This window comes from Nocardia sp. CDC159 (assembly GCF_023740735.1).
Taxonomy (GTDB): Bacteria; Actinomycetota; Actinomycetes; order Mycobacteriales; family Mycobacteriaceae; genus Nocardia; species Nocardia pulmonis.
This window is the reverse complement of the sequence record NZ_JAMRXH010000008.1, coordinates 50,028-75,657: the sequence shown is the minus strand read 5'-3', so window position 1 is coordinate 75,657 and position 25,630 is coordinate 50,028. Positions and strand designations below refer to the sequence as shown.

At 69.0% G+C, this 25,630-nt stretch carries 24 protein-coding genes and 1 pseudogene; 14 read left to right on the top strand and 11 right to left on the bottom strand.

The window, feature by feature from the left end:
- Positions 1–76: 76 nt before the first annotated feature.
- Complete coding sequence (groL, locus tag NDR87_RS19205) at positions 77–1,687, top strand: chaperonin GroEL (RefSeq protein ID WP_251914487.1); 1,611 nt, start codon at positions 77–79, stop codon at positions 1,685–1,687.
- A 215-nt stretch (positions 1,688–1,902) separates the two neighbouring features.
- Here the strand turns inward: groL and NDR87_RS19200 are convergent, their stop codons facing one another.
- The 3 genes from NDR87_RS19200 to NDR87_RS19190 form a co-directional block, all read right to left on the bottom strand.
- Positions 1,903–2,199 (bottom strand): hypothetical protein, encoded by a 297-nt coding sequence (locus NDR87_RS19200; protein ID WP_251914488.1) that lies wholly within the window; start codon positions 2,197–2,199, stop codon positions 1,903–1,905.
- 1 nt (position 2,200) lies between these two features.
- The gene (locus tag NDR87_RS19195) at positions 2,201–2,776 is read right to left on the bottom strand and encodes a sigma-70 family RNA polymerase sigma factor (RefSeq protein ID WP_251914584.1); all 576 of its coding nucleotides are present in this window, start codon (positions 2,774–2,776) and stop codon (positions 2,201–2,203) included.
- Positions 2,777–3,196: 420 nt separating this feature from the next.
- Complete coding sequence (locus NDR87_RS19190; protein WP_251914489.1) at positions 3,197–3,490, bottom strand: WhiB family transcriptional regulator; 294 nt, start codon at positions 3,488–3,490, stop codon at positions 3,197–3,199.
- A gap of 650 nt (positions 3,491–4,140) precedes the next feature.
- Between NDR87_RS19190 and NDR87_RS19185 the strand changes: the two genes are divergently transcribed.
- The 3 genes from NDR87_RS19185 (at position 4,141) to NDR87_RS37385 (ending at position 6,816) form a co-directional block, all read left to right on the top strand.
- The gene (locus NDR87_RS19185) at positions 4,141–5,034 is read left to right on the top strand and encodes a hypothetical protein (RefSeq protein ID WP_251914490.1); all 894 of its coding nucleotides are present in this window, start codon (positions 4,141–4,143) and stop codon (positions 5,032–5,034) included.
- A 119-nt stretch (positions 5,035–5,153) separates the two neighbouring features.
- On the top strand, positions 5,154–5,732 hold the full coding sequence (locus NDR87_RS19180) for a sigma-70 family RNA polymerase sigma factor (RefSeq protein ID WP_062512718.1): 579 nt from the start codon (positions 5,154–5,156) through the stop codon (positions 5,730–5,732).
- Positions 5,725–6,816 carry an anti-sigma-D factor RsdA gene (locus NDR87_RS37385; protein ID WP_286013766.1) on the top strand — a complete coding sequence of 364 codons (1,092 nt, stop codon included), beginning with the start codon at positions 5,725–5,727 and terminating at the stop codon, positions 6,814–6,816. The genes NDR87_RS19180 and NDR87_RS37385 overlap by 8 nt, the downstream gene beginning before the upstream one ends.
- Positions 6,817–6,983: 167 nt before the next feature.
- On the opposite strand, the gene NDR87_RS19170 is transcribed toward NDR87_RS37385, so the two are convergent.
- Positions 6,984–7,397 (bottom strand): DUF5319 domain-containing protein, encoded by a 414-nt coding sequence (locus NDR87_RS19170; protein ID WP_062512720.1) that lies wholly within the window; start codon positions 7,395–7,397, stop codon positions 6,984–6,986.
- 334 nt (positions 7,398–7,731) lie between these two features.
- Here NDR87_RS19170 and guaB point away from each other — a divergent pair, with 334 nt between their 5' ends.
- Together guaB and NDR87_RS19160 are read left to right on the top strand one after the other, a co-directional pair.
- Positions 7,732–9,267 (top strand): IMP dehydrogenase, encoded by a 1,536-nt coding sequence (guaB, locus tag NDR87_RS19165; protein WP_251914491.1) that lies wholly within the window; start codon positions 7,732–7,734, stop codon positions 9,265–9,267.
- A 295-nt stretch (positions 9,268–9,562) separates the two neighbouring features.
- Complete coding sequence (locus tag NDR87_RS19160) at positions 9,563–10,696, top strand: GuaB3 family IMP dehydrogenase-related protein (RefSeq protein ID WP_251914492.1); 1,134 nt, start codon at positions 9,563–9,565, stop codon at positions 10,694–10,696.
- 93 nt (positions 10,697–10,789) lie between these two features.
- On the opposite strand, the gene NDR87_RS19155 is transcribed toward NDR87_RS19160, so the two are convergent.
- A complete protein-coding gene (locus NDR87_RS19155) occupies positions 10,790–11,587 on the bottom strand; it encodes an alpha/beta fold hydrolase (protein ID WP_251914493.1) in 798 nt (265 codons plus the stop codon).
- 310 nt (positions 11,588–11,897) lie between these two features.
- Between NDR87_RS19155 and guaA the strand changes: the two genes are divergently transcribed.
- Both guaA and NDR87_RS19145 read left to right on the top strand, forming a co-directional pair.
- Positions 11,898–13,466, top strand: a complete 1,569-nt coding sequence (gene guaA / locus NDR87_RS19150) for a glutamine-hydrolyzing GMP synthase (RefSeq protein WP_251914494.1) — start codon at positions 11,898–11,900, stop codon at positions 13,464–13,466.
- A 131-nt stretch (positions 13,467–13,597) separates the two neighbouring features.
- On the top strand, positions 13,598–13,984 hold the full coding sequence (locus NDR87_RS19145) for a ribonuclease domain-containing protein (protein ID WP_251914495.1): 387 nt from the start codon (positions 13,598–13,600) through the stop codon (positions 13,982–13,984).
- A gap of 80 nt (positions 13,985–14,064) precedes the next feature.
- Here NDR87_RS19145 and NDR87_RS19140 read toward each other — a convergent pair whose 3' ends face one another.
- Both NDR87_RS19140 and NDR87_RS19135 read right to left on the bottom strand, forming a co-directional pair.
- Positions 14,065–14,271 carry a hypothetical protein gene (locus NDR87_RS19140; protein ID WP_251914496.1) on the bottom strand — a complete coding sequence of 69 codons (207 nt, stop codon included), beginning with the start codon at positions 14,269–14,271 and terminating at the stop codon, positions 14,065–14,067.
- The gene (locus tag NDR87_RS19135) at positions 14,264–15,820 is read right to left on the bottom strand and encodes a PspC domain-containing protein (RefSeq protein WP_251914497.1); all 1,557 of its coding nucleotides are present in this window, start codon (positions 15,818–15,820) and stop codon (positions 14,264–14,266) included. The genes NDR87_RS19140 and NDR87_RS19135 overlap by 8 nt, the downstream gene beginning before the upstream one ends.
- A 241-nt stretch (positions 15,821–16,061) precedes the next feature.
- Here NDR87_RS19135 and NDR87_RS19130 point away from each other — a divergent pair, with 241 nt between their 5' ends.
- A complete protein-coding gene (locus NDR87_RS19130; RefSeq protein WP_372494228.1) occupies positions 16,062–17,447 on the top strand; it encodes a PspC domain-containing protein in 1,386 nt (461 codons plus the stop codon).
- Between the two features lie 99 nt (positions 17,448–17,546).
- On the opposite strand, the pseudogene NDR87_RS37910 reads toward NDR87_RS19130, so the two are convergent.
- Positions 17,547–17,852, bottom strand: a pseudogene (locus tag NDR87_RS37910) (GrpB family protein); the annotation flags it as partial.
- Positions 17,853–18,037: 185 nt separating this feature from the next.
- Between NDR87_RS37910 and NDR87_RS19125 the strand changes: the two are divergent.
- Complete coding sequence (locus tag NDR87_RS19125) at positions 18,038–18,721, top strand: response regulator transcription factor (protein WP_251914586.1); 684 nt, start codon at positions 18,038–18,040, stop codon at positions 18,719–18,721.
- Positions 18,722–18,736: 15 nt separating this feature from the next.
- Here NDR87_RS19125 and NDR87_RS19120 read toward each other — a convergent pair whose 3' ends face one another.
- On the bottom strand, positions 18,737–19,897 hold the full coding sequence (locus tag NDR87_RS19120; RefSeq protein WP_251914498.1) for a serine/threonine-protein kinase: 1,161 nt from the start codon (positions 19,895–19,897) through the stop codon (positions 18,737–18,739).
- 180 nt (positions 19,898–20,077) lie between these two features.
- Between NDR87_RS19120 and NDR87_RS19115 the strand changes: the two genes are divergently transcribed.
- Positions 20,078–20,815 (top strand): hypothetical protein, encoded by a 738-nt coding sequence (locus NDR87_RS19115; protein WP_251914499.1) that lies wholly within the window; start codon positions 20,078–20,080, stop codon positions 20,813–20,815.
- Positions 20,816–20,917: 102 nt separating this feature from the next.
- Positions 20,918–22,672, top strand: a complete 1,755-nt coding sequence (locus tag NDR87_RS19110; RefSeq protein WP_251914500.1) for a DNA polymerase Y family protein — start codon at positions 20,918–20,920, stop codon at positions 22,670–22,672.
- 3 nt (positions 22,673–22,675) lie between these two features.
- Here NDR87_RS19110 and NDR87_RS19105 read toward each other — a convergent pair whose 3' ends face one another.
- Complete coding sequence (locus tag NDR87_RS19105) at positions 22,676–23,044, bottom strand: VOC family protein (RefSeq protein ID WP_251914501.1); 369 nt, start codon at positions 23,042–23,044, stop codon at positions 22,676–22,678.
- A gap of 55 nt (positions 23,045–23,099) precedes the next feature.
- Positions 23,100–23,801, bottom strand: coding sequence for a class I SAM-dependent methyltransferase (locus tag NDR87_RS19100; protein ID WP_251914502.1), 702 nt, complete (start codon positions 23,799–23,801; stop codon positions 23,100–23,102).
- Between the two features lie 129 nt (positions 23,802–23,930).
- On the opposite strand from NDR87_RS19100, the gene NDR87_RS19095 reads away from it, so the two are divergent.
- Together NDR87_RS19095 and NDR87_RS19090 are read left to right on the top strand one after the other, a co-directional pair.
- Complete coding sequence (locus tag NDR87_RS19095; RefSeq protein WP_251914503.1) at positions 23,931–24,698, top strand: alpha/beta fold hydrolase; 768 nt, start codon at positions 23,931–23,933, stop codon at positions 24,696–24,698.
- Positions 24,699–24,707: 9 nt separating this feature from the next.
- Positions 24,708–25,622, top strand: coding sequence for a sucrase ferredoxin (locus NDR87_RS19090; RefSeq protein WP_251914504.1), 915 nt, complete (start codon positions 24,708–24,710; stop codon positions 25,620–25,622).
- The last annotated feature ends 8 nt before the right edge of the window (positions 25,623–25,630 follow it).

The following is a 25,630-nucleotide window of genomic DNA, read 5'->3' as shown; positions in this document are numbered from 1 at the left end:
GCTGCCCCGGTGTCCCACCACGCGTAGGGGCATCGGGGCAGTTGTCGTTTCCCTCTGACATTCAAGGACTCAACACATGGCAAAGCAGATCGAGTTCGACGAGAAGGCTCGTCGGGCGATGGAGCGCGGCGTCGACAAGCTGGCCGACGCCGTCAAGGTCACGCTCGGCCCGCGCGGTCGGCATGTCGTGCTGGCCAAGGCCTTCGGCGGCCCGACGGTCACCAACGACGGCGTCACCATCGCCCGCGACATCGACCTCGAGGATCCGTTCGAGAATTTGGGCGCGCAGCTGGTCAAGAGCGTCGCCACCAAGACCAACGACGTCGCCGGTGACGGCACCACCACCGCGACCGTGCTGGCGCAGGCGCTGATCAAGGGCGGCCTGAAGAACATCGCCGCGGGCGCCAACCCGATCGCCCTCGGACAGGGCATGAGCAAGGCCGCCGAGGCGGTCTCGCAGGCGCTGCTGGCCGCCGCGAAGCCGGTCTCCGGCGAGCAGGCCATCGCGCAGGTGGCCACCGTGTCCTCGCGCGACGCCGAGATCGGCGAGATGGTCGGCAAGGCGCTGACCACCGTCGGCAAGGACGGCGTGGTGACCGTGGAGGAGGCCTCCACCCTGCACACCGAGCTGGTTGTCACCGAGGGCGTGCAGTTCGACAAGGGCTACCTGTCGGGCTACTTCGTCACCGACCAGGACAAGCAGGAGGCCGTCCTGGAGGACGCCTACGTGCTGCTGCATCGGGAGAAGATCTCCTCGCTGCCGGACTTCCTGCCGTTGCTGGAGAAGATCGCCGAATCCGGTAAGCCGGTCCTGATCATCGCCGAGGACATCGAGGGCGAGGCGCTGTCCACCCTGGTGGTCAACGCGATTCGCAAGACGCTCAAGGTCGTCGCGGTGAAGGCGCCGTTCTTCGGTGACCGGCGCAAGGCGTTCCTGCAGGATCTGGCCGTCGTCACCGGCGGCACGGTGATCGAGCCCGATCTGGGCATCACCCTGCGCGAGGCCACCCTGGATCAGCTGGGCAAGGCCCGGCGCGTCGTGGTCGGCAAGGACGAGACCACGATCGTCGAGGGTGCGGGCACCCAGGAGGCCATCGACGCCCGGATCGCGCAGCTGCGCGGCGAGATCGAGGCCACCGACTCCGACTGGGATCGCGAGAAGCTCGAGGAGCGGCTGGCGAAGCTGTCCGGCGGCGTCGCGGTGATCAAGGTCGGTGCGGCCACCGAGACCGCGCTCAAGGAGCGCAAGTACCGCGTCGAGGATGCGGTCAGCGCGGCCAAGGCCGCGGTGGAGGAGGGCATCGTGCCCGGCGGCGGCACCGCGCTGGTGCAGGCCGCGGCCAAGCTGGCCGAGCTGCGGCAGTCGCTGACCGGCGATGCGGCCGTCGGTGTCGAGGTGGTGCGCCGGGCGCTGCAGGCGCCGCTGTACTGGATCGCCTCCAACGCGGGCGTCGACGGCGCGGTCGTGGTCAGCAAGGTGGCCGAGGGCAAGGACGGCTTCAACGCCGCCACCCTGTCCTACGGCGACCTGGTCACCGACGGCGTCGTGGACCCGGTCAAGGTCACCCGCTCCGCGGTCCTCAACGCCGTCTCGGTCGCCCGCATGGTGCTCACCACCGAGAGCGCCGTGGTCGACAAGCCCGCCGAGGAAGCCGCGGGCGACCATCACCACGGTCACGCCCACTGAGCAAGGCCATACGAACGGGCCGTTCACATCCACGGATGTGAACGGCCCGTTGTATTTTCGATGTTCCCCCGTTCGCATGCCGTATGCGGTCGTCGGTCGACTCCCGAACGGGCGGCCCCCTCGTTCACCGTCGTTCGGCCGGTCAGCGGACATCGGATGTCGCAGGCCTCGTCGCCGTATCGCAGGCGCCGTGCGGCCTTGTCGGACGCGGGAAATCAATGCTTGGTCGCGGAATTCCCGCGGTTGTTGCAACCGCAGGGGTGCGGTGTGCGGTCGGTCTGGTCTTCGGCAATCGCGGCGAGCAGTCGATCACGGAGTGACGCGGGCGGTGGGGTCGCGGCGGCCGAGGCGAACTCGGCCAGTGCGTCCCTGGTCTGCTGCACTTCCCTGGTGAAATCTGCGCGCAGCACGGGATCACCGCTGTCGAGTAACTCCTGCACCGCGCGCTGGTCGTCGTCGCCGATCGATCCGAGCGCGACCGTGTGCGCGAGATCGATCTGGCTTTCGTTCATCTCACGTCACTCCCAAACTCTTCTTGAGTCGTGTCAATCCGTCACGAATACGGGACTTAACAGTCGGTAACCCTACGCCCAGATAGGCGGCAACCTCCGCATAGGTCCGGCCACCGAAATAGGCCAGCGATATCGCCTCCCGCTGCGTCTCCGTCAGAGTGGCGAGGCCCTCCAGCACGGCCTGCTGCTCGAGTCTTCGTCCTACCTCTTCGGTGACCTCGTCGAATTCGTTACCCAGACCGGTCGCTCCGTAGGCCACCTCGCGGAGCGCATGCGCCTGCTCGGCGCGCACGCGATCCACCGCTCGACGATGGGCGAGCGTCATCAGCCAGGTGACCGCGGAACCCTTGGCCGGGTCGAAATTGGCTGCGGTACGCCAGATCTGGAGGTAGACCTCCTGGGTCGTCTCCTCCGCGTAGCCGGGATCGTGTAGGACACGCAGGACCAAGCCGAAGACCCGAGCGCTCGTACGGTCGTAGAGCTCGGCGAAGGCTTGCTGATCACCCCGCCCGCACCGTGCTAGTAGTGCGGCGAGTTCGACGCTTTCGGCTGCGCGTGCCGTCACCGCAGAGTCCAGGCTCTCCCCGACTTGCTCCTGGAACGAGTCGCCCTCTGCGGCCGGCGGCCGCGTTGTCACAACGCTCCGTTCTGTGTCATCGGCCACTACCGTAGCGTGCCGCTATGACCTCCTTTCGGCTGGGGTATCGGCAAATTTCCTGCCGCCCAGCGACTTTCGGGCATATCCGGACACATCTGGCGGTGTTCGCACACGACACGCCGTGACACGCCAAGAACCGAATGCGGGACAACAGGTTGGGCGAGGCTTCTGGCCATCGCACGGCAGGACGGATCGGCGGTGGCCGACCGAACCCGCACGCCTCATCTGTTCACCCGCCGTCAGCTCCAGTGGCCGGGTGTTTGCTAGGCATTCGGCGCGCCCGGGCGTTCGGATGGCTCGAGGGTGCGACAAATTTCCGAACGGTCCCGACGGTGGGGCTCAGACGGCCATGCGGCGCCGATTGCGCCGGGCGTGCAGCTCTCGCTCGGTCTCGGACATGCCGCCCCAGATGCCGTAGGGCTCGCTGACCTTGAGTGCGTGGCTGCGGCATTGCATCAGCACCGGGCAGGTCCGGCAGATCTCCTTGGCGCGCAGCTCGCGCTGGGCGCGGGCCCGACCACGCTCGCCGTCGGGATGGAAGAACACGGATGAGTCCACGCCGCGGCAGGAACCGCGCATCTGCCAGTCCCAGACATCGGCGTTCGGACCAGGGAGATGGGTGGGCATGGGCATGTGAACTCCTTGTGGTGCGAGCTCGTCGGCGTTGTCGAGCGATGCTTTGTTAGCAACGGTCTGTCCGAACCACGGCGCGGCCGGATGGGATCCGCCGAGATCGGGCTCGGACCGTTATCGTCGGAAGTCCGGCGATCGCAGTTCGTGGTCGCCCTCATTTTCGAGCGGCGCCAACGACGGCGATGACGTACGTTAGGACGCACGACGAAATCGAGTCAATAGTTTCTCCGTCGGCGATCGAAATGTCGGCGGCCCCCAGATTTAACCTTCATGCTATTTACTTTCGCGCTCGCACTGGTGATACTGATCGGTTGGCCAACAGGGGTCTGGTCCCGGCTCGTCCGCTGACAGATCATAAAAGGCCAGCTCGGGCCATATTTTTCCAGACAGAAGTGCTGATCGTCGGTATGTGACCGTTCCATGTGGTAGGTGGGCTGAGCCACTGTCGCGCGGAATCGCGCCGGGCTCGAGGTGGCCGCACCAAGGCGCGCAGGTTAATTATCCGAAAAGCATACGAATTCTTAAGACACGTGCTGAGGGATAGCCCACGATAGTTTTACGTGGTGGAAACACCGGGGTGGCTTCGGTGGCGCTGATCGGTTGCCGGATGTTCGTATGCGCACGTCCGCGCGCTGGTTAGAGTGCGGGCCGTGAACGAGTTCTCCATCTCCTCGGCCGGGCTGCCGGATCGAGGACACGCGGTGTGGGCCGATGCCGCCTTCGGGGCCCGCCCCGGTCTCACCGCCGCCGAGGCGCCGCCGGTCGGCAGCGCCGTCGACGCCTGGCTGCGGGCGGTCGTACTGGGCGGTCAGGGCCGCTACGCCGCGGCGCGGGCGCAGCTGGGGCGGGTCCGCCGGAGCGCGCGCGAGCCCGTGCTGGTCTCGCTCGCGATCAGTACCGAGGCCTCGTTGCTGCGTCAACTCGGTTGGCACGCAAGCGCCTCGGCGCTGGACGGGCGCGCCCTGGCGCTGGTGCTCCCGGAGCTGAGCCGCTCCGGTGACCGGGTCGATTCGAACGGCGCCGAGGCGGTTTGCGACGCGTTGACCGGTCTCGCCGCCGACGCACTCGGCACCGCCCGCCCGACCCTTTCGGTTCGGCTGCTGGAACGTTGCCGAGACTTTTTAGGGGAATCGCCGCAACGCTGGCGTTCCCGGCTGCGCTGGCACTGGGTGGCCGCCGAGACCGCGCTGGCCGCGCCCGCGCTGGTCGACGCCCCCGCGCTGGCCCACGCCGAGGCGGCCGTCGAACTGGCCGATGCGGCGCCCTCGGTGCGCCACCGGGTCAAGTCCCGTCTACTGCTCGCGGCGGCAGCGGCCGCCGCCGGTGCGCCGGGCCGTTCGCTCACCCTCGCCGCGGAGGTGGCCGAGGAGACCCGCGAACACGATCTGCTGCCGCTGCGCTGGGCGTGCGCGATGCTCCGCTCCGGAGTGGCGGCGGGCCCCGTCGCGGGAGTGGCCGCGGCCGAAGCCGCCCAGCTCGTAGCGGCTTTGGCCGGTCGAGGTGGGCTATTGCGTTCGGAGAACACGGTTCTGGGCGAGGCCTGATCCCAGGTGTTGCCGAACTTCAGGATTGAAGCCGCTATTGTTGGACCCGTTCCGCCGTCCGGCGGAAGCACCGGTCAACACCGACCGTGCCACTTGTAACGCCAGGAATATCTCTGACGATGACGCACACGGGCGAGGAGTTGGACGCCGCCGTCGCTGCCGCAGCGCAAGGCGATCGTTCGGCTTTAGCCCAGGTACTGGAGATCATCCGCCCGCTGGTGGTGCGCTACTGCCGCGCGCGGATCGGATCCGCGGAGCGTGGGCAGCTCTCCGCGGACGACGTTGCGCAGGAGGTCTGTTTGGCTGTGATGACCGCCCTGCCTCGTTATCAGGACCAGGGGCGGCCGTTCATGGCATTCGTGTACGGAATCGCTTCGCACAAGGTCGCCGACGCTCACCGCAATGCCGCCCGTAACAAGGCGGACGCGATGGCCGAAGTACCAGATGTCATATCCACCGACCAAGGGCCGGAGCAGCGCGCTCTCGAATCCGAAACCAGCCGGCAGATGAACTCCCTGCTGGCCACGCTTCCGGAGAAACATCGAGAGATTCTGATCCTGCGTTTGGTCATGGGTCTGTCAGCAGAAGAAACAGCACTTGCCGTGGGCAGTACGGCCGGTGCTATACGAGTGGCCCAGCATCGGGCGCTCGCGAAACTCAAGTCACAAGTGGCGAGGGCAGGTGAAATGTATGGCTAGGGATGGCGAGCGCGGTCGGGGCGACTGGAAGGCGCGGCTTGGATCGCAGGACAGCGATCCCTATGCCGAGGCATCCGGTGACACCGGACCGGTCGATATCGCCGCGGTCCGCCGCGACGATGCGCTCATCGAAGCCATTGCCGGCGACGGACCCGTAGCGACCGACAGTGCCGAGGAATATCAGCTCGCGAGCCTGCTCGCGAACTGGCGGGCCGAGATCGTCGAGGCCCCGATGCCGGCCGGACCGGATCTGGACACCATTGTCGCGGCGGTCAATCAGGAGGCCGGGTACCGGCAGGCGCGGAACAACCCGAGCCGGCGACGGCATTTGCGGCTGGCCCGCCCGATTCTGGGTGCGGCGGCCGCGGTGGCCGTGATCTTCGGTGGTGTCACGGCGTTTTCCTACGGTGCGCAGCCCGGCGATCCTTTATGGCCGTTCAAGGAGGTGGTGTTCAGCCAGCAGGCGCAGACCACCATCGTCCAGCGTGCGGACAGTGCCTTGGACGAGGCCCAGACCGCGCTGCGGCAGAAGGACCCGCAGAAGGCGAAGGAGGCGCTGGTCAGCGCCCAGGACAATGCGACCCAGGTCAGCGATCCGGCGCGCAAGAGCGATCTGGAGAAGAAGCTGCGCGAACTGTTCGCCCAGCTGCCGCCGGAACTGCAGAAGCAGTTGGAGCAAACGATCCCCAAGGGCACCAGCGATCCGCTCACGCCGCCGAGCAAGGTCACGCCGACGAAGGAACAACCGGCAGGTAAGACCGACACCAAGCCGATTCCCGATCCTCGCATCATGGGTACGTCACCGGACGATCCCACCAACGGCACCGAACCGACCGGCAATGTGCCGACCACACCCGTGCAGCCGCCGACCACGGCCGTCCCGCCGACCACGATTCCCCCGACCGGACAGCCGCCGACCAACGACCCGACGGTACCGACCTCCATCGCCTCTCCGGGGACCGGTGGAGCGGTACCTACCGGGCCGGTGACTCCGCCGATCCAGGCGACCGTGCAACCGCCGGGACCTGTGGTGCCCACCTCGATCATCCTGCCGGGTGGCATTCTGCCCGGGGGTGTCAACTAATTGGAGAACGCGCCCGCCTGTACGTTGGGCGGGCATTCACATCGACCGATCGCCGCTGGCGGTCGGTCTTTTCGTATCGGGGCCTATTCGGCTCGCGCGCTCACGCGGCACCGGGCGCAGACGCACCCGCTCGGTGGCATCCGGCCACCGGAGGAAGATATCCGCCGTCAGGCGTCGAAACCGTCGAACCCGTCGCCGTGCAGCGCCTCGTTCATCGACGCATCGGCGTAGCCGCGGCAGTAGTCCCACGTCACGTAGGCCTCGGGCTGCGGATCATAGGCGGGTTCGTGCGGGCGCACGGTGCCGTCGACCAACAGCTGAAGCAGGTTGGCGCGCAACATGTCCCAATCGTGGTAATGGTCCTGCCGACAATCCTCGCAGCTGACCACGAGTCCGCGAATGCCGCGGTGCGCCAGCAGCGCCTCGTAGACCGCGAGATCGGCGAGATCCTCCTCGACCGCTAGGCGCTCATGAGGATCCAGCGGTTCCCCCGGCTCGATGGCATCGAGCGCGGCCGACGGGTCGGAGGGATCTCCGGCGAACGGATCCGGCGGCAGGCCAGGTGGTAGATGGTCACGCACAATCCCACGGTACGCAGAACCACCCCCTCCGCGCCAGCGCTGTCGGCATTTTGACGCGCCTGTCGCAGCAATTCGGCCCGGTACTGCGGCACATCGGGCATTCGGCGTGTCGACAACACCTGGCAACCGGTGTGTCGCCATGTGAGATGGGCTACAGCCGGATCCGGCCGGGGCGCGTCGGGACGGAGGCGGCGCACTCGGTGTCGACCCGGGCCGATACCATGTCTATAACAAGGTGCCGGGTATCGATCTTCGGCTCCGCCAATCCGTCAGTTGTTCGCGATCCGGGCCGATCCCGGATCGTTGCTTTCGAGGTCCAGGAGGGGTCGATCCGATGACTAGTCCCGTGATGGGCGAAGCCGTACGCCCTCTTACGGGTGGTGACGATCCGAACAAGATCGCGATGCTCGGCCTGACGTTCGACGACGTGCTGTTGCTGCCGGCCGCTTCGGATCTGATCCCCAGCACGGTGGACACCTCCAGCCGGCTGACCCGTGAGATCACGCTGCGCACCCCGCTGGTGAGCTCCGCGATGGACACCGTCACCGAGGCGCGCATGGCGATCGCGATGGCTCGCGCGGGTGGTATGGGCGTGCTGCATCGCAATCTGTCCGCCGCCGAACAGGCCTCGGCCGTGGAGACGGTGAAGCGGTCCGAGGCGGGGATGGTCACCAATCCGGTGACCTGCCGCCCCACCGACACCCTCGCCGAGGTCGACGCCATGTGCGCGCGCTACCGCATCTCGGGCCTGCCGGTGGTGGACGAGACGGGTGAGCTGGTCGGCATCATCACCAATCGCGATATGCGCTTCGAGGTGGATCAGAACCGCCGCGTCGCCGATGTGATGACCAAGGCCCCGCTGATCACCGCGCAGGAGGGCGTCACCGCCGAGGCCGCGCTGGGCCTGCTGCGTCGCCACAAGGTGGAGAAGCTGCCGATCGTCGACGGCAACGGACGGCTGCGCGGGCTCATCACCGTCAAGGACTTCGTCAAGACCGATCAGTACCCGAACGCCACCAAGGACCGCGACGGCCGCCTGCTGGTCGGCGCGGCCGTCGGCGTCGGCGAGGACGCCTGGTCGCGTGCCATGTCGCTGCGCGACGCGGGCGTGGACGTACTGATCGTGGACACCGCCCACGGCCATCAGGCCCAGGTGCTGCAGATGGTCTCCAAGCTGAAAGCCGAAGTGGGCGAGACCATCCAGGTGGTCGGCGGCAACGTCGCCACTCGCGCCGGGGCGGCCGCGCTGGTCGAGGCCGGTGTGGATGCGGTGAAGGTGGGCGTGGGCCCCGGCTCGATCTGCACCACCCGCGTGGTGGCCGGTGTCGGCGCACCGCAGATCACCGCGATCCTCGAGGCCGTGGCCGTCTGTGCCCCGGCCGGGGTGCCGGTCATCGCCGACGGCGGTGTGCAGTACTCCGGTGACATCGCCAAGGCCATCGCCGCGGGCGCGTCCACGGTCATGCTCGGCTCGCTGCTGGCCGGTACCGCCGAATCGCCGGGTGATCTGATCCTGGTCAACGGCAAGCAGTTCAAGAGCTACCGCGGCATGGGTTCGCTGGGCGCCATGCAGGGCCGCGGCCAGGCCAAGTCCTACTCCAAGGACCGCTACTTCCAGGACGACGTGCTGGCCGAGGACAAGCTGGTGCCCGAGGGCATCGAGGGCCGGGTTCCGTTCCGCGGCCCGGTCAACCAGGTCATTCACCAGCTCGTCGGCGGCCTGCGCGCGGCCATGGGCTACACCGGCTCGCAGAACATCACCGACCTGCAGAAGGCACAGTTCGTGCAGATCACCGCGGCCGGGCTCAAGGAGAGCCACCCGCACGACATCACGATGACGGTCGAGGCGCCCAACTACACAACGCGGTAATTTTTGCTCCGCTTCGCTCCGCGGGTTTGCGGCCTCGTGACCCCGTCGTTCAGCACCCGCCGCTCGCTCCTTCGTTGCATCGCGGGCGCGGAACGACGGGGCGGCCGCAAACCGTGCGGGGTGACCTGCGGGGAAGCGCTCGGTCTTCCCTTTCGAGGCGGACACCGGGTGTCGGCGTGTGCCCATATCGGGGCGGGATGGGACGCTGAGCAGTAAGAGCCCGCCTCGGCGGGTACGCCAGGTCGAACGACCCCTGACGAGCAGGCCTGGCAGCACACACAAAGGAGAACTACCAGTGCGCGACATGGTCGAGATCGGCATGGGCCGGACCGCCCGGCGTACCTACGAACTGGACGATGTCGACATCGTCCCCTCGCGGCGGACCCGCTCGTCCAAACAGGTCTCGCTGTCCTGGCAGCTGGACGCCTATCGCTTCGACATCCCGCTGGTGACCCATCCGACCGACGCGCTGGTCTCGCCGGAGCTGGCCATCGAGCTCGGCCGCCTGGGCGGGCTGGGCGTCATCAACGGCGAAGGGCTGTGGGCGCGGCACGCCGATGTGGCCGCGCGCATCGACCAGCTCATCGAGGTGGCCGAGAAGGAGGGCACCGAGGCGGGCGTCGCGCTGCTGCAGCAGCTGCACGCCGCGCCCATGCAGCCGGATCTGCTGGCCGCGGCCGTCGCGCAGGTGCGCGCCGCCGGGGTCACCGTGGCGGTCCGGGTCAGCCCGCAGAACGCCCGCGCACTCACTCCGTCGCTGGTGCAGGCCGGGATCGACCTGCTGGTCGTGCACGGCACCATCATCTCGGCCGAGCACGTCAGCGACGGTGAGCCGCTGAACCTGAAGACCTTCATCGCCGAGCTGGACGTGCCCGTGGTCGCGGGCGGGGTGAGCGATCACCGCACCGCCCTGCACCTGATGCGCACGGGCGCGGCCGGGGTGATCGTCGGCTACGGCTCCACCCCGGGCGCCACCACCACCGGCGAGGTGCTCGGCATCGGCGTGCCCATGGCCACCGCCATCGCCGACGCCGCCGCCGCGCGTCGCGACTATCTCGACGAGACCGGCGGCCGCTACGTGCACGTCATCGCCGACGGCGACATCGTCTCGTCGGGCCAGCTGGCCAAGGCCATCGCCTGCGGAGCCGACGCCGCCATGGTCGGCGTGCCGCTCGCGCTGGCCCAGGAGGCCCCGGGCCGCGGCTGGTACTGGCCCTCGGCGGCCGCGCACCCGTCGGTGCCGCGCGGGGCGCTGCTGAAGTTCGCCGACGAGGACGAGCGCCCCACGCTGCAGCAACTGCTCTATGGTCCGTCCAGCGATCCGTGGGGTTCGGTGAATCTGGTTGGTGGCCTGCGCCGTTCGATGGCCAAGGCGGGATACTGCGAGCTCAAGGAGTTCCAGAAGGTCGGCCTGAGCGTTCGCGCCTGACGCTCGGCCGCCTCTGCGCGTTTTCGGCCGTACCAGTTGGGTGCCCGCTCTGACTGGTCTGCTCGCGAAATCAGTTGTCGCTCTGAGTGGTCCTCAGCTCGTCTGTGTGCAGACCTGGTCGCGGAGGAATTCGCGGATGGCGGCGTTGACCTGGTCGGGATGGGTCATATTGGCCGCCTGGGGCGCGCCCTCGATCTCGACGTAGCGTGAATTCGGCAGGCCGCGAGCCGTTTCCAGGGCGTGCGCCCGCGCGATGCCCGCCCCGGTCGGGTGGATCACCAGTGCGGGGCAGGTGATCTCGGGCAGCCGGTCCAGCACCGAATCGCGGGCGAGCAGACAGCCCGCGGCCACCTCGAGGGCCACCGGATCGCGGGCCAGCCAGCGCTTGGTCCACAGCGCGCGGTACCACTCGTCGTCACCGATTAGCCACTGCGCGAGATGTTCGGCCAGCGTCTGCCGCGCGGCGGGCTCATGCCACTTGTCCAGGAAGCGGCGCGAATTCGCCAGTTCCTGTGCGGTGGGCGCATGCGCCTCGGTGGCGATGAGGATCAGCGCCGCAACCCGGTCGGGCGCTAGCAGCGCGGTGCGCATGGCGCTGAACCCGCCCTGGGAGATGCCGCCGACCACGGCGCGTTCGACGCCGAGCTGATCCAGCACGGTCAGCGCGTCGCGGGCCGCGGTCCAGTAGGTGAACGGCAGCCCCTCGTCGCGAGTGCGCCCGTGACCGCGGGCATCCCAGGCGACGATGCGAAATTCCGGGGACAGCGCGGCGGCCTGGGAGCCGAACATGGTTCGGTCCATGAAGAATTCGTGCCCGAGCAGCACTACCGGGCCGTCGCCGCCACTGTCCTCGTAATGGATCTCGGCATCGATCGCGCGGGCGAATGGCACGAGCACGAGAATAGCTGGCTCGGCCCCCGCACACGGGCGGGTTGCGCGCGCGGATCGATGGGCCTGGAAGATCGTTATCGAACCGACCGGCTGCTGCCGATTCGCCGACCACCCCCGTTGCGCCAGAGAGAGATTCGCGCTCGCCCGCCCGTCGGCCAGGTCGGGCGACGACACATTTCGGGAGTACCTGGGTAACCCATCGGGCACGCCCAAAGCTTGCCCGGCATCCGACGCAGGACCCGTGACCAGCCCGAGCGGCATCCAACTGGTATGGCCTGAAGCTCGGGGAGGCGGACCGGCTATTTAGACTATGTCAGTGGCAGAAACCCAGCGACCAGTTCTCGTCGTCGACTTCGGGGCGCAGTACGCGCAGTTGATCGCGCGGCGGGTGCGCGAATCCAGTGTGTACTCCGAGGTGGTTCCGCACACCGCGACCGTCGAGGAGATCGCCGAGCGGCAGCCGCTCGCGGTGATCCTGTCCGGCGGTCCGGCCAGCGTGTACGCCGAGGGCGCGCCGCGGCTGGATCCGCGGCTGTTCGACCTGGACATCCCGGTCTTCGGCATCTGCTACGGCTTCCAGGCCATGGCCCAGGCCCTCGGCGGTACGGTCGCCCACACCGGCACCCGCGAATACGGCCGCACCGAGCTGAACATCGACGGCGGTGTCCTGCACGGCGGACTGCCCACCATCCAGCCGGTGTGGATGAGCCACGGCGATGCGGTGACCGACGCCCCGGCCGGGTTCGCGGTCACCGGCACCACCCCGGGCGCCCCGGTCGCGGCCTTCGAGAACACCCAGCGCCGCCTGGCCGGGGTGCAGTACCACCCCGAGGTGCTGCATTCCCCGCACGGCCAGCAGGTGCTGAGCCGGTTCCTGCACGAGATGGCCGGAATCAAGGCGACCTGGACGCCCGCGAATATCGCCGATGCGCTGGTCGAGCAGGTGCGCGCGCAGGTCGGCGACGGACACGCGATCTGCGGCCTGTCCGGTGGCGTCGACTCCGCGGTCGCCGCGGCGCTGGTGCAGCGGGCCATCGGCGACCGGTTGACCTGTGTCTTCGTCGATCACGGCCTGCTGCGGTCGGGGGAGCGCGAGCAGGTCCAGCGCGATTTCGTCGCCGCGACCGGAGCCAAGCTGGTGACCGTCGACGCGGTGGACAAATTCCTCGGCGAGCTGAAGGGCGTCACCGATCCGGAGGAGAAGCGCAAGATCATCGGGCGGGAGTTCATCCGCTCGTTCGAGGACGCCGTGGCCGGGATCGTGCAGGAGGCGGGCGGCACCTCGTCGGTGGAGTACCTCGTGCAGGGCACGCTCTACCCGGATGTGGTCGAGTCCGGCGGGGGCTCGGGCACCGCGAACATCAAGAGCCATCACAATGTCGGCGGCCTGCCCGAGGATCTCGAGTTCGAGCTGGTCGAGCCGCTGCGGTTGCTGTTCAAGGACGAGGTCCGCGCGGTCGGCCGGGAGCTGGGCCTGCCCGAGGAAATCGTTGCGCGCCAGCCATTCCCGGGGCCGGGCCTGGCGATTCGCATCGTCGGCGAGGTGACCCGCGACCGGCTCGACACGCTGCGCCAGGCCGATGCCATCGCGCGCGAGGAACTGACCGCGGCCGGACTGGACAAGCAGATCTGGCAGTGTCCGGTGGTGCTGCTGGCCGATGTGCGCAGCGTCGGCGTGCAGGGCGACGGCCGGACCTACGGTCACCCGATCGTGCTGCGCCCGGTCTCCAGCGAGGACGCCATGACCGCCGATTGGACCCGGCTGCCCTACGAGGTGCTCGAACGCATCTCCACCCGAATCACCAACGAGGTGGCGGAGATCAACCGGGTGGTCCTCGACGTCACCAGCAAGCCGCCGGGGACCATCGAGTGGGAGTGAGTCGGCGGGCGTAGCGCGCAACAGATTTCACTAGTTCGCAACAGTAACGTGGGGTCGGCGGTCTCGGTGGTTCAGTCCGGCGTGCCAGATTGGCGCCGAGATCACCGACGACTGTTGCGAGGTAGTTGACGATGCGGGGTTCCAAGGCGCTCGCCACGGCCGTCCTGGCCGTATTCGCCGCGATGACGGTGCTGCTGGGTGGGTCGACGCAGGCCGGGGAGGATATTCAGCTGCAGGGCTGCTCGGTTCCGGATCGGGCCTGGCACACCTTGCAGTTGATCGATGCGGGGCAGTGGCCGCCGAACGACGGCTCCGGCACCAAGGGCGGCACCACCTGGCAGAACCGCGAGGGTAGGCTGCCGCGCACGGACGGCGGCCGGACCATCCACTATCTCGAGTGGGACGTCAACCGGAAGAAGCCGGGGCAGTCGCGCGATGCCGAGCGGATCGTCACCGGTGATATCGGAACGGCCTGGTACACCGGCGATCACTACGGCAGCTTCTGTCGGATGCGCTGACGCGCGAAGGGCTCGGATCCACTCGGATCCGAGCCCCGGCCATTTATTGGCTCTCGGCTCCGGCACGCTTTTCGCCGGAGTCACTCCCTCTTCCTGCGGGGCGAGATCACCATGATCACCCCGACCAGGATGGCCACGCCGACCACGATCCAGCCGATTGGCACCGCGCTGTGCGCGGGCCAGGCGGACGGTCCGATGAACGCCCACACGCTCACCAGCAGCGCCAGCACCCCCGCCAGCAGCAGCGAAAACGACGGCCCGCGACGGGTTTCGGAATTCTCACTCATGGATCACCTCCGCATTTCCGGCGTGGACGACGACGTTGAGGGTGAGCGTGGGGCCGCTCGGGGGTCCGCTGTATCCCGAGGGACACTGAGCGTTGCCCATCTTCGTGTTGCAGATGGCGTGCAGTCGCATATTCGACGGCACCAGGATCCGGGCATCGCCCATCTTCACCGGCACGTGCACCGTTTTGTCCTCGGTGAGATTCAGCGAGCGCAAATCCAGCGTGCCCGAGCCCATGGACACGCTGTAGGCCGGTAGCAGTTCGCTCGTCGTGGTCGGCTTCCACTCCTGATCACCCATGGCGCCCTGGTCGAATTGGATCGGACCGACCAGCGAGGCCAGGATGACGAAGCCCGCCAGCGGCGCGAGCACCACCATCAGGCCCCAGCCGCGCCGCAGGAACGCGCCGACCACCAGCCCCAGCCCGACCACCGCCAGCGCCACCGCGCCGATCCGTGCGGGGGTCATCCATTCGATCCCGGAGGCGGCCACCACACCGGCCGCCGCGGCGGCGAGGATCGCCAGTCCGATCACCACCGGGGTGAGCCGGGAGCGCGGTCGCCGGGGCGGCGGCGGTGCCACGACCGGTCGAGCGGGAGCGGGTTCGGGCAGATCCCAGGCCAGCGGGGCGACGCCGAGCGGATCCCAGCCGGGCGGGGTGGGGCCGAACCGGAGGGGGTCGGAGACGGTGCGAGTGGGCGGGGCGCCGGGCGTGATCCGCTGTGCCGCTTCGGATTTGTCAGCGGGAGCCGGGGCTTTTCCCAGCACCACCGTCGTCTCGTCCGCCGCATCCTGCTTGCCGGTCGGCGCGTCGTGCCGCAGCACCGCCGTATCGGCATCGGTCGCTTCGTCACGCGGCAATACCGCGGTGTCCCGGGGCAGTACCTCGGTGTCGCGCGAGACGACCTCGGTGGGCGCGGTCTCCGAAACATTCGGCCCCGCAGCCGCTTTCGGCTGGTCGGGCTCATAGTGATCGGGCAGCTTGGTATAGGGCCCGTACGGGCTCGCCGCCCACGGCGACCCACCCGGGAACATCGTGCCCGGATATCCGGTCGCGGCGATATCACCGTCGGGCAGCCCGGCATAACCGACGGGTGGTTCGGCCTGCCGCAGATACAGCAGCCACCATCCGGCCAGCATGAGCACGAAGCTGATCAGCCCCGACCCACCGAGCCCGACCCCGACCGGCCCCATCGTGCTGATCGCGATCGCCAGCGCGACGATCAACACGATCGTCTTGGTGGGTGACTGCGTGGCATGCCCCTTGTTGAGCAGCCCCTCGACGGGCGAAACCTGATCATCGGCCGAGGGCAGGAACAACCACGCCGCGAGATACAGCACGATCCCGGCCCCGCCGAACAGCGTCGATACCACGAACGCCACCCGAATCAAGACGGGATCGACCCCGTACCGCTGGCCGAATCCGGCCGCGACTCCCGCGAAGGGACCCAGCCGCGGCTGTCGCACCGGCCGGGTCCGCCACAGATGATGCAACTGTTCGTTGAATCCGGTCCGGCCGGAGCCCCCGGCCCACCCGCTCGCTCTCGTCATGTTCTCCATGGTGGCTGGTCAGCGGCTCGGATTGCATCGGGGTTCACCCTGAGTGGGCTCCTGATTTCGTTTCCGGCGACGGGTGCATGCCAGCGATCCGGGTGCGATCTCGCCGGGTCGTCAACGGGGCGACGATCTGCCCGACGCGCGGGTGATCGGCCCACCTCAACCGTGTCGCCACCGTCGAAATGGGGGTGATTCCGGATGGTCGCTGTCGGTGCGCCGTGCCACTATCGAAGGCATGTACCCGTCCATGCCCGCGTTCGATGCGCGCGGAGCCGCCGCCCCCGCGCCGACGACTCCGCGATTGATGCGGCGATCCGGGGGGCGGGTCGTCGGGGGCGTCGCGGGCGGTATCGCCGACCATCTCGGGGTCGACGTGTTCAAGGTACGGATGGCGTTCGTGCTGTTGTCCGCGCTGCTGGGCGCCGGGATCGTCGCCTACGGCATGCTGTGGATCTTCGCGCCCGCGGGCGGGGACGCGCCGCCGCTGTCGCCCGCCGAACGGCGGCAGGCGGTCGGCCTGGCCCTGCTCGGGCTGGGGCTGTGGGTGTCGCTGACCTGGTTGTTCAGCGGGACCATCGCCCATGTGCTCGGGCCGATCATCGTGGTCGCGGTGGGCGCCGCGCTGGTGTGGCGGGAATTCGATGCGGAGGGGCCGCGCTCGATCCTCGGATTGCCCGCGCGCCCGACCGTTTTGACCTGGACCCGCATCCTGGCCGGAGTGACGCTGATCGTGGTCGGGCTGGGCGTGGTGGTGCTGGCCCGAATCAATCTGAGTTCGTTGGGCTCGGCGCTCATCGCGGTCGCGGTGACGCTGATCGGCGTCGGGCTGCTGACCGTCCCGCTGTGGCTGCGCATGATGCGCGCGCTGAATGCCGAACGGGCCGCGCGCATCCGCAACGAGGAACGCGAGGAGATCGCCTCCCATTTGCACGACTCGGTATTGCAGACGCTGGCGCTGATCCAGCGGCAGGCCTACGACCCGCAGGAAGTCACGCGGCTGGCCCGCAGCCAGGAGCGCGAACTGCGCAAATGGCTGTTCGAGGACTCCATGCCCGTCGAATCCAGCCTGGCCGCGGCGCTGCGCACCATCGCCGGTGAGGTCGAGGACCAGCACGGGGTGCAGGTGACTCCGGTGACCGTCGGCGATGTGTCGATGGATCCGGGCGACACCGGTTTCGGCCTGCCCAAGGAACATTTCACCGCCCTGCTCGGCGCCACCCGCGAGGCGCTGGTGAACGCCGCCAAACACGCCGGGGTACCGACCATCGACCTGTTCGCGGAGGTCGAGCCGCATCAGGTGAGCATTTTCGTCCGCGACCGCGGCACCGGCTTCGATCCCGCCGCGGTCCCCGCCGATCGCCAGGGCCTGGCCAAGTCCATTCACGCCCGCATCGAACGCCGCGGCGGCACGGTCGAGGTCAAGTCCACTCCCGGCCGCGGCACCGAGGTGCGAATCAGTCTGCCTCGCAACGACTCCGAGGGCCAGGAGTCGGTCGACGAGCCGATGTGGGAGCCCACCGAAGCGGCCGCGGGGCAACCCGCCGACGATGCCACCCCGGCCGAGGGGTCCGCGAACGGCCACGTGGGGGAGCCCGCGAGCAACTTCCAGCGCGGTCGATAGGTTCGGGCCTGCGCTCAGTCCACCCAAACCGGCACCAGCGGCAGGCCGCGTGTGGTGCGGGCCTCGTCGACCAGGCGCTGGATCAGAGCTGGGCGCCAGTTGCCGTTCACGGGCGGCGTATTCGGCGGCAGCCTCCGGATGAGTGCGCAGGTGGTCTCGCGGGAACCGCTCGTTCTGGTCGTCCCAGTCCGCCGCGCGCACGACGTGCGGATGGTGGTACGGGTCCCATCCAGCTCGGCGCGCGGGTAGGACAGCCGCCCGCTCATCCAGGTCGGCTCGAGGGTGGTAGCCCAGCTTCGCCAATTTCGGCTCGTGCGTGGTCATCTCGTTGATATCGCACACGGCGGCCATCGGATCGATGATGGGTTTGGCGGCCAGGCCCGGCACGGCTGTGCTGCCGAGGTGCTCGAACTCGACGAATAGGCCGGGTAGGTATCACCCCGACCGACCCGAGTTGATCCTATGTTTGTCGTGCGCGGACGTCCGGCTCGTGACCTGGATACCAGCGGACCCGGGTGTGGTGTGGTACCGATGAGTGGGCGATCTGCGCGCCCGGCGGCTTCGGCTCGAGGTGGAGGAGAACAGTGACAATCCGGGTCTTTCTGGTCGATGACCATGCCGTATTCCGCTCCGGCGTGCGGGCCGAACTGAGCCGTGAATCCGATATGGAGGTGGTCGGGGAGGCCGGTGGGGTGAGCGAGGCCATTGCCGGGATCAGGTCCACCCGGCCGGATGTGGTGCTGCTCGATGTGCACATGCCCGACGGCGGCGGGGTCGCGGTGCTGCAGGGTATCGAGGACCGGCCGAACGGTCAGGGGTCGGAGGAGACGCAGGGTTCCCGCAGGCAGAGCCCGGTGTGCCTGGCGCTGAGCGTGTCCGATGCGGCCGAGGACGTGATCGCGGTGATCCGCGCGGGCGCCCGCGGCTATGTCACCAAGACCATCTCGGGATCCGAACTGGCGGACGGGATTCGGCGGGTGGCGGGCGGGGACGCGGTGTTCAGTCCGCGGCTGGCGGGTTTCGTGCTCGACTCGTTCACCGGCCGCTCACCCGCGCCGGAGCCGCCGTTGGATCCCGAACTGGATTCCCTCACCCCGCGCGAACTCGAGGTGCTGCGCCTGCTCGCTCGCGGCTACACCTACCGCGAAATCGCCGAGACCCTGTTCATCTCGGTGAAGACCGTGGAGACCCACGCCTCCAACGTTCTGCGAAAGACGCAGCAGTCCAACCGAAACGCGCTCACCCGCTGGGCGCATCGCCGGCGCATCGACTGAACCTTCGTCCGGCGCTCACATCACGGCGACGAGGACGACGATCAGGATCAGCAGCCCGATGAGCAGGCCGACCGCGATCGCCAGCGGTGCGGCATTGGGCCCGAGGTTGCCGATCTTGATTCCGCCGTTCGATTTCCGTTGCGGCGCGGGCGCACTCGGCGACACCGCGCGCGGCGGACGCGGCAGCGGCGTGGAGTGTGGGCTGCGCAGACCGCTGGCGGAGTTGCGGGCCGCCCAGGCGGGAATCGTGCCGTCCTCGGTGCGCACGGGGGCGCCGAGGATGTAGGGCCCGGTGCCGGGACCGAAGGCGGCGGTGAGGATTTCGTTGCGCGCCTCGGCCATGCTCGGGCGGCGTTGCGGTGCGGGCTCCATCATGTGCAGCAGCACCTCGGTGAGCGCGCCGCTGCGACTGGGCGGAATGATCTGCGCCATGGCCGCACGCTCGACGATCACGTTGTTGTCTTCGTGGAACCCGTAGGGTGGCTGGCCCTCGACGGCGGTGTAAAGCGTTGCGCCGAGCGAGAATACGTCGCTGGCGGCGGTCGGCTTGTATCCGCGCGCCACCTCCGGCGGCAGATAGGCGGGCGTTCCGGTGATCGTGTCATCCGCATCGTCGGACGGATCCCCGGCGCCGCTGGAGATGCCGAAGTCGCTGAGCTTCACCTTGCCCACCTCGGCGCCGCGATCGGCGACCAGGATGTTGCCGGGCTTGATGTCGCGATGCACGATGCCCGCGGCGTGCGCGGCCGCGAGCGCGTCGGCGACCTGCGCGCCGATCTGGGCGACCTCGATCGGCGGCAGCACGTCCACCAGCGCCAGCGCCTTGGCCACGCTGCGCGAGGGCAGGTACTCCATCACCAACCACGGCTCACCGGCCTCGAGCACCACGTCGTAGACGGCGATGGCGTGTTCGTGCGACAGTTTCGCCGCGACCCGGCCCTCGTGGATGATGCGGTTGCGAACCTCGTTGGCCTCGTCCTCGCTGAGTCCGGCCGTGGACAACACCTGTTTGATGGCGACGTCGCGATCGAGTAGCCGGTCGTGGGCCAGCCACACCGCGCCCATGCCGCCGCCGCCGAGCTTCGACTGCAGGCGATAGCGTCCGGCGACCAGATAATCGGGGCCGACGATGGGGCGGGCGCGTTCAGTCACGGCGCGAGGATAGCGGAAAACCATCCTGACTGGCCTGCTTCGGAACTCGAGGTTGTGCGCGTGGCGCTTGACGGGATCGGGGGGTGGGGTTCTACTGAGGATGAATCGAACGTATATTCGATTCGAATCGATAGCTGGATCGGTGCTGTGAAGTATCGGTCCGGCGTCGGCGGGAGTCCATCGGTAGGAGAGTGGTGGTCGAAGATGGGTTCGCCTGATACCTCGACAGCGGAGCGGCTGGCCGAGCTGCGGCGGCGCATGGCCGCGATTCCGGCCCGCGGCGCGATGACGGCCGGACGGCTGCCCTCGGCCGCCGAGCTGCGACGAGAACCGCTACCCGTACCGTCCGCGCTGGTAGGGCTGCTGCCCGAGGGCGGTCTGGCCAAAGGTTCGGTGGTGGCGTACTCGGGTGCGACATCGCTGCTGGCGGGTCTGCTGGCCGCGGTCACCGGTAGCGGCGGTCATGCCGCGGCCGTCGGCCTGCCGCGCCTGGGCCTGCTCGCCGCGGCCGAAATGGGCGCCCAATTGGGCAAACTGGCGGTCGTCCCCGATCCCGGTCCCGATCCCGTCGAGATCGCCGCGGTGTTGCTCGACGGTCTGGACCTGGTCGTACTCGGCCTGGGCGGCATTTCGGTCCCGCCCAGCCGCACCCGCGTCCTCGCCGCCCGCGCCCGCAGCAAGGGTGCCACCCTCGTGGTGACCGGCGGCGCCTGGACCGGCGCCACCCTCCGCATCGATAGCCGCATAGCGGGCTACGAGGGCCTGTCCCGCGGCCGCGGCCGCCTGCACACCATCCACCTCAACGTCTCCGTCCGCACCCGCTCCACCCCACCCCGCACCGGCCGCCTCACCCTGTGCCCCCGCAACGACCGCGTGGAATGGCTTACCCCCCAACCGAATACCCCACCATCGCTGGAGCCCGTCGGCGATGTCGCCTCATAACTTCGTTTCCTTCCGTCCGGCCCTCGGGTGGAGCTTCCATGCCCCCCGCCGTCCGGCCCCCAGGCCGGGCGGCGGGGGCTTCGGGCGAGGTCGGCTGTGCGGGTGAGGAAGCGGAGCGGGGCGCGGGTGCTGGCCGTGTGGTGCCCGGATTGGCCCGCTGTTGCCGCCGCGGCGGTGGGCGATGTGCCGCCTATTCGGCCGGTGGTGGTTTTGCATGCGAATCGGGTGGTCGCGTGTTCCGCCGTGGCGCGCGGGGCGGGGGTGCGGCGGGGGCTGAAGCGGCGGGAGGCGCAGGCGCGGTGTCCGGATATGTATGTGGCGCAGGCGGATCCGGATCGGGACGCGCGACTGTTCGAGCCGGTGGTGGCGGCCGTGGACGCGACCGTGCCCGGGGTGGAGGTGTTGCGCCCGGGACTGCTCGTACTGGGTGCGCGCGGTGCCGCCCGGTTCTTCGGATCCGAGGAGGCGGCGGCCGAACGGCTGATCGATGCCGTCGCGGCGGTTGGGGTGGAGTGCCAGATCGGTATCGCCGACGAGCTGTCCACCGCGGTGATCGCGGCCCGCCGCGCCGCCATCGTCGCGCCGGGGAGCGGCGCGAACTTCCTCGCACCCCTGCCGGTCGCCGAACTCGCGCTGGAGCCCAGCCTGGCCGCTCCCGAGCGCGAGGAGCTGGTGGATCTCCTGCACCGCTTGGGTTTACGTCGCATCGGTGATTTCGCCGCCCTCACCCCCGCCGAGGTCGCCTCCCGCTTCGACGCCGACGCCATCCGCGCACACCGCTGCGCCCGCGCCGAACCCGAGCGCCCGCCCTCGTCCCGCCCACCGGCCCCGGACCTGACCGTCGAATACCACTGCGACCCGCCGATCGAGCGCGTCGACGCCGCCGCCTTCGCGGGCCGCCTGCTGGCCACCCATCTGCACGACCGCCTCTCCGCCGCGGGCGTGGCCTGCACCCGCCTGGCGGTAATCGCCGAAACCGCCGCGGGAGAACAACTCTCCCGCATCTGGCGCTGCGCCGAACCCCTCACCCCCGAGGGCACCGCCGACCGCATCCGCTGGCAACTGGACGGCTGGCTCACCCACCGCACCCTGACCGGCGCCACCCCGAACCCCGACGCGGCCTTCGGCAGAATCCACGGCCGCGCGACCCCCGAGGCCGATCCAACCCCCTCTCCGGCCCGGCCGAGCACATCGAAACCCGTTCCGGCGAAGGAGAACCCACCCCGCACCGCGCCCACTCCAACCGATACGGCAAAGTCGACCACCCCGAAATCGGTGCCCAGCGCGCCGATCATCCTGCTGCGACTGGAACCGGTCGAGGTGGTGGCGGCCGGGGCGCTGCAGCTCGGGCTGTGGGGCGGGGTCGGGGAGGAGGACGAGCGGGCCCGCCGGGCGCTGGTGCGGGTGCAGGGACTGCTGGGTGGGGAGGCGGTGCGGATCGGGGTGCTCAGTGGTGGGCGTGGTCCCGCCGAGCGGATCACGCTGGTGGCGCTCGGCGACGAACCCGTCCCCGCGACGGATCCCGAATCGCCCTGGCCCGGAAGGCTTCCGCCACCGACACCGGCCGTGGTGCTGATGAGCCATCCGGAGGTGATGTTGGAGGCCGATGACGGCACGGGCGTGTGGATCAGCGAGCGCGGGCTGTTCACCGCCGAACCGGCCCGGCTGCGCTGGGGCGGCAAGCAGTGGGCGGTGACCGGTTGGGCCGGTCCCTGGCTGCTGGACGAGCGCTGGTGGTCCGGCGACCGCCCCGGCGATTACGCCATCCGTGCCCAGGTCATGCTCGACGAGCAATTCCGTGTCCTGCTGCTGCTCGGCTACGCCGGAAGCTGGCATGTCGAGGGCCTCTACGAATGACCGTCAGCCCTGTTTCGGCAGCTCCTGCACCGCCCACTTGTTGCCGTCGGGATCGGCGAAATACGTGAACAGCCCCCAGCCCTCGTCCTTCACCGGGGTGGCGTCGACACCCGCGGCAACCAGCTGCCGATACGCCTCCTCGGCGCTGGCGACCACCATCTGCATACCCTCGACGCTGCCCGGCGCGGCCTGCGTGATGCCCTTGCCGATGCAGATCGAACAGCCCGAGCCGGGCGGAGTGAGCTGCACGAAACGGATGTCCTCGGTGGGGCTTTGGTCGTAGTCGGCGTTGAAACCGATCCTGGTGTAGAAGTCCTTGGCGCGGTCCACATCGGTGACGGGAATGGCGACGAGCTCGATTTTCCAATCCATGCCCGAAGCATCCCATCCACCACCGACAAAAATGCCGAAACCGGTGCGCCCGCTGCTACTCCGACAGCGTCCACACCAGCGCCATCGTGAACGGATGTCCGCGCAGCCGAGCCCATTTCGGCTTCGCCGCCAGCCAGCCGTCGTCGACCACCGCCTCGGTGGCCTCGGCCAGGCGCCACCCCGCCGCCACCCCGGCGTTCACATGATCGCTGAACAGGTGCAGATGGGTGCTGATCGCCAGCGACTCGCCGGACGCGTCGGTGTAATGCGTCGGCATGCCGGTCACCATGATGAACTGCGGGTGATAGCTGACCGAGACGAATATCGCCCCCGGCGCGGCCAGCCTGCGCGCCTCGTCGTACAGCGGGCCCAGTTCGGGCAGATGCTCGTCGATGAGCGAGCAGATCACCAGATCATAAGCGCCGCTGTCCAACCCGGTATCGCGCACATCGCCGAGCGCGAGCGAGTCGTGCACGCCACGTTCCCGGGCCCGGGCCAGCATGCCCGCGCTCAGATCCACGCCGTCGATGCGGTCGATGCCCCGCCCGCGCAGCCACGCGCCGGTGCGGCCGGTCCCGCAGCCGAGGTCGGCGGCTCGGCCGATCCGTCCCCATCGCGGATGCCGCAGCCGATCCAGCAGTGCCAGATCCATCTCGTCCATGACCGTCTGCTCATAGGTCGGCGCCCATCCGTCGTATCCGGTGGCGACGTCGACGGTGCGATAGTTGCGGCTGTCGAAATCGGCGAAGCTCGGCATGTTCGCAGTATTGCGCGTGGGCGTCGGGCGGCCCAGCGAGTTTCGGGCAGCCGCGAGCCATGCGTTCCGGCTATGACGAGCGGCACAAGCTGCGACGACGCCGTCGGCGAACCCGTATCCTGGCAAATCGTGGAGTCGACCGTTACCCGGGTGCCGCTGAACGGCGTGCTGATCGCCTATCGCGATTCCGGCCCGGCGACCGTCGACCATCCCCGCTCCGATGTTCCGGTGGTGCTCGTGCATGGCATGGGTGGCGACGGTCACACCTGGGACCGCTTCGCCCGCCGCCTGGTGCGGCTGGGTCGCCGGGTGATCATTCCCGATCTGCGCGGCCACGGTCGCAGCGCGCACACCGAGTCCTACCGCTTCGAGGAGTTCGGCGCCGATGTGCTGCGGCTGTGCGATCGGCTCGAACTGACCGCCGTCGATCTGGTCGGACATTCGCTGGGCGGTTACGCGGTGTCGTGCGTGGCCATCGAGCGCCCCGGGCTGGTCCGCCGCCTGGTGATCGAGGAGCAGCCGCTGCCCCTGCGTTCCGGCGACGAACAGCTCACCCTCACCCGTCGCCTGCCCACCCCGCCCGAACTCTGGCACGCCACCAGCAGCCTGCTCCGGCATCCGCGGGCCGTATTGGCCTTCGACCGGTCGATGACCCGGATCGCGCTGGAGCAGTTCCGTAAGCCGAATCCGGAGTGGTGGGAGCGGTTGTCGGAGATCACGGCCCCCACCCTGATGCTGCGCGGCGGCCCGGGCGGCATGGTCGATCCCGAGAAGCTGGAGGTCTTCCGCACCAGCGTCGCCGACTGCGCGGTCGAGGCATTCGCCTGCGGGCACAGCATCCATCGCGACCGCTATCGTCAGTTCGCCGCCGCGGTGCTGCCCTTTCTCGGTCATTGAGGTGGACCTATGACCGACTTCGAGGGAATGCCGTGTTCGGCCGCGTCGGCCGATATTCCCCTGCCCGGAAGTGCCACGCGGGTTTCCGGATGGCTGTGCATCGAACAACCCGGGGCGTGGGGACGGGACGTGATCGGTGACGAGGTGCTCGGCCCCGAGATCACGGCCGAATTGGCGCCCCGCGTCAAGGCGGCGCGGGTGCGGCCCACCCTGATCCGGCGCCCCGGACGCAACGAATTCACGGGTACCCGAACGGTTTTCATCGCAAGCTCGCGACCGCGGGATTCCTGGTGTGAGCGCTTCGAGATCACCGACCTGAAGCAGCTGCTCGATCTCGATCCGCACCTGCTCAACGGCCCCGCGCCGGGAATCGGCGCGCCGGTGCGCGATCCGCTGGTGCTGGTGTGCGCCCACGGGAAACGCGATCAGTGCTGCGCCCTGCTCGGCCGCCCCATCGCCGCCCGCCTGTCCGCCGCATATCCCGATCTGGTCTGGGAATGCTCGCACACCGGCGGTCACCGCTTCGCCCCCGCGATGGTGCTCCTCCCGTCCGGCCTGACCTACGGCCGCGTCGGCTCGGACGACGCCCTCGAGGCCGTCGCCGCCGCCCACCGAAACGCGATCTCCCTCACCGGTTTCCGTGGCCGCAGCTGCTACACCCCGGTCGAACAGGTAGCCGAAATCGCCGTCCGCCGCCAGCTCCCGGCGGCCTCCGACGACCTCACGGTGACCCCCGCCCCCGACGCCCTTCCCACCGGTGACCCCACCACCTTCGCGGGCGCGGCCACCGTCACCCACCGCGACGGCCGCCGCTGGCTGGTCACCACCCACACCACGGCCTACCCGCCCCGCCAGGCCAGCTGCGCCGCCGCCGCCAAACCGGCCACGGCGATCATCGCCGACCCGCCGCGCGAATTGCCCTGATGCCCAGC

Bases quoted from the DNA above. Each gene is read 5' to 3' on its own strand.
- groL (WP_251914487.1), top strand. From the start codon at position 77: ATGGCAAAGCAGATCGAGTTCGACGAGAAGGCTCGTCGGGCGATGGAG.
- NDR87_RS19200 (WP_251914488.1), bottom strand. From the start codon at position 2,199: ATGAACGAAAGCCAGATCGATCTCGCGCACACGGTCGCGCTCGGATCG.
- NDR87_RS19190 (WP_251914489.1), bottom strand. From the start codon at position 3,490: ATGCCCATGCCCACCCATCTCCCTGGTCCGAACGCCGATGTCTGGGAC.
- NDR87_RS19180 (WP_062512718.1), top strand. From the start codon at position 5,154: ATGACGCACACGGGCGAGGAGTTGGACGCCGCCGTCGCTGCCGCAGCG.
- NDR87_RS37385 (WP_286013766.1), top strand. From the start codon at position 5,725: ATGGCTAGGGATGGCGAGCGCGGTCGGGGCGACTGGAAGGCGCGGCTT.
- guaB (WP_251914491.1), top strand. From the start codon at position 7,732: ATGACTAGTCCCGTGATGGGCGAAGCCGTACGCCCTCTTACGGGTGGT.
- guaA (WP_251914494.1), top strand. From the start codon at position 11,898: ATGTCAGTGGCAGAAACCCAGCGACCAGTTCTCGTCGTCGACTTCGGG.
- NDR87_RS19145 (WP_251914495.1), top strand. From the start codon at position 13,598: ATGCGGGGTTCCAAGGCGCTCGCCACGGCCGTCCTGGCCGTATTCGCC.
- NDR87_RS19140 (WP_251914496.1), bottom strand. From the start codon at position 14,271: ATGAGTGAGAATTCCGAAACCCGTCGCGGGCCGTCGTTTTCGCTGCTG.
- NDR87_RS19135 (WP_251914497.1), bottom strand. From the start codon at position 15,820: ATGACGAGAGCGAGCGGGTGGGCCGGGGGCTCCGGCCGGACCGGATTC.
- NDR87_RS19130 (WP_372494228.1), top strand. From the start codon at position 16,062: ATGTACCCGTCCATGCCCGCGTTCGATGCGCGCGGAGCCGCCGCCCCC.
- NDR87_RS19120 (WP_251914498.1), bottom strand. From the start codon at position 19,897: ATGGTTTTCCGCTATCCTCGCGCCGTGACTGAACGCGCCCGCCCCATC.
- NDR87_RS19115 (WP_251914499.1), top strand. From the start codon at position 20,078: ATGGGTTCGCCTGATACCTCGACAGCGGAGCGGCTGGCCGAGCTGCGG.
- NDR87_RS19105 (WP_251914501.1), bottom strand. From the start codon at position 23,044: ATGGATTGGAAAATCGAGCTCGTCGCCATTCCCGTCACCGATGTGGAC.
- NDR87_RS19100 (WP_251914502.1), bottom strand. From the start codon at position 23,801: ATGCCGAGCTTCGCCGATTTCGACAGCCGCAACTATCGCACCGTCGAC.
- NDR87_RS19090 (WP_251914504.1), top strand. From the start codon at position 24,708: ATGACCGACTTCGAGGGAATGCCGTGTTCGGCCGCGTCGGCCGATATT.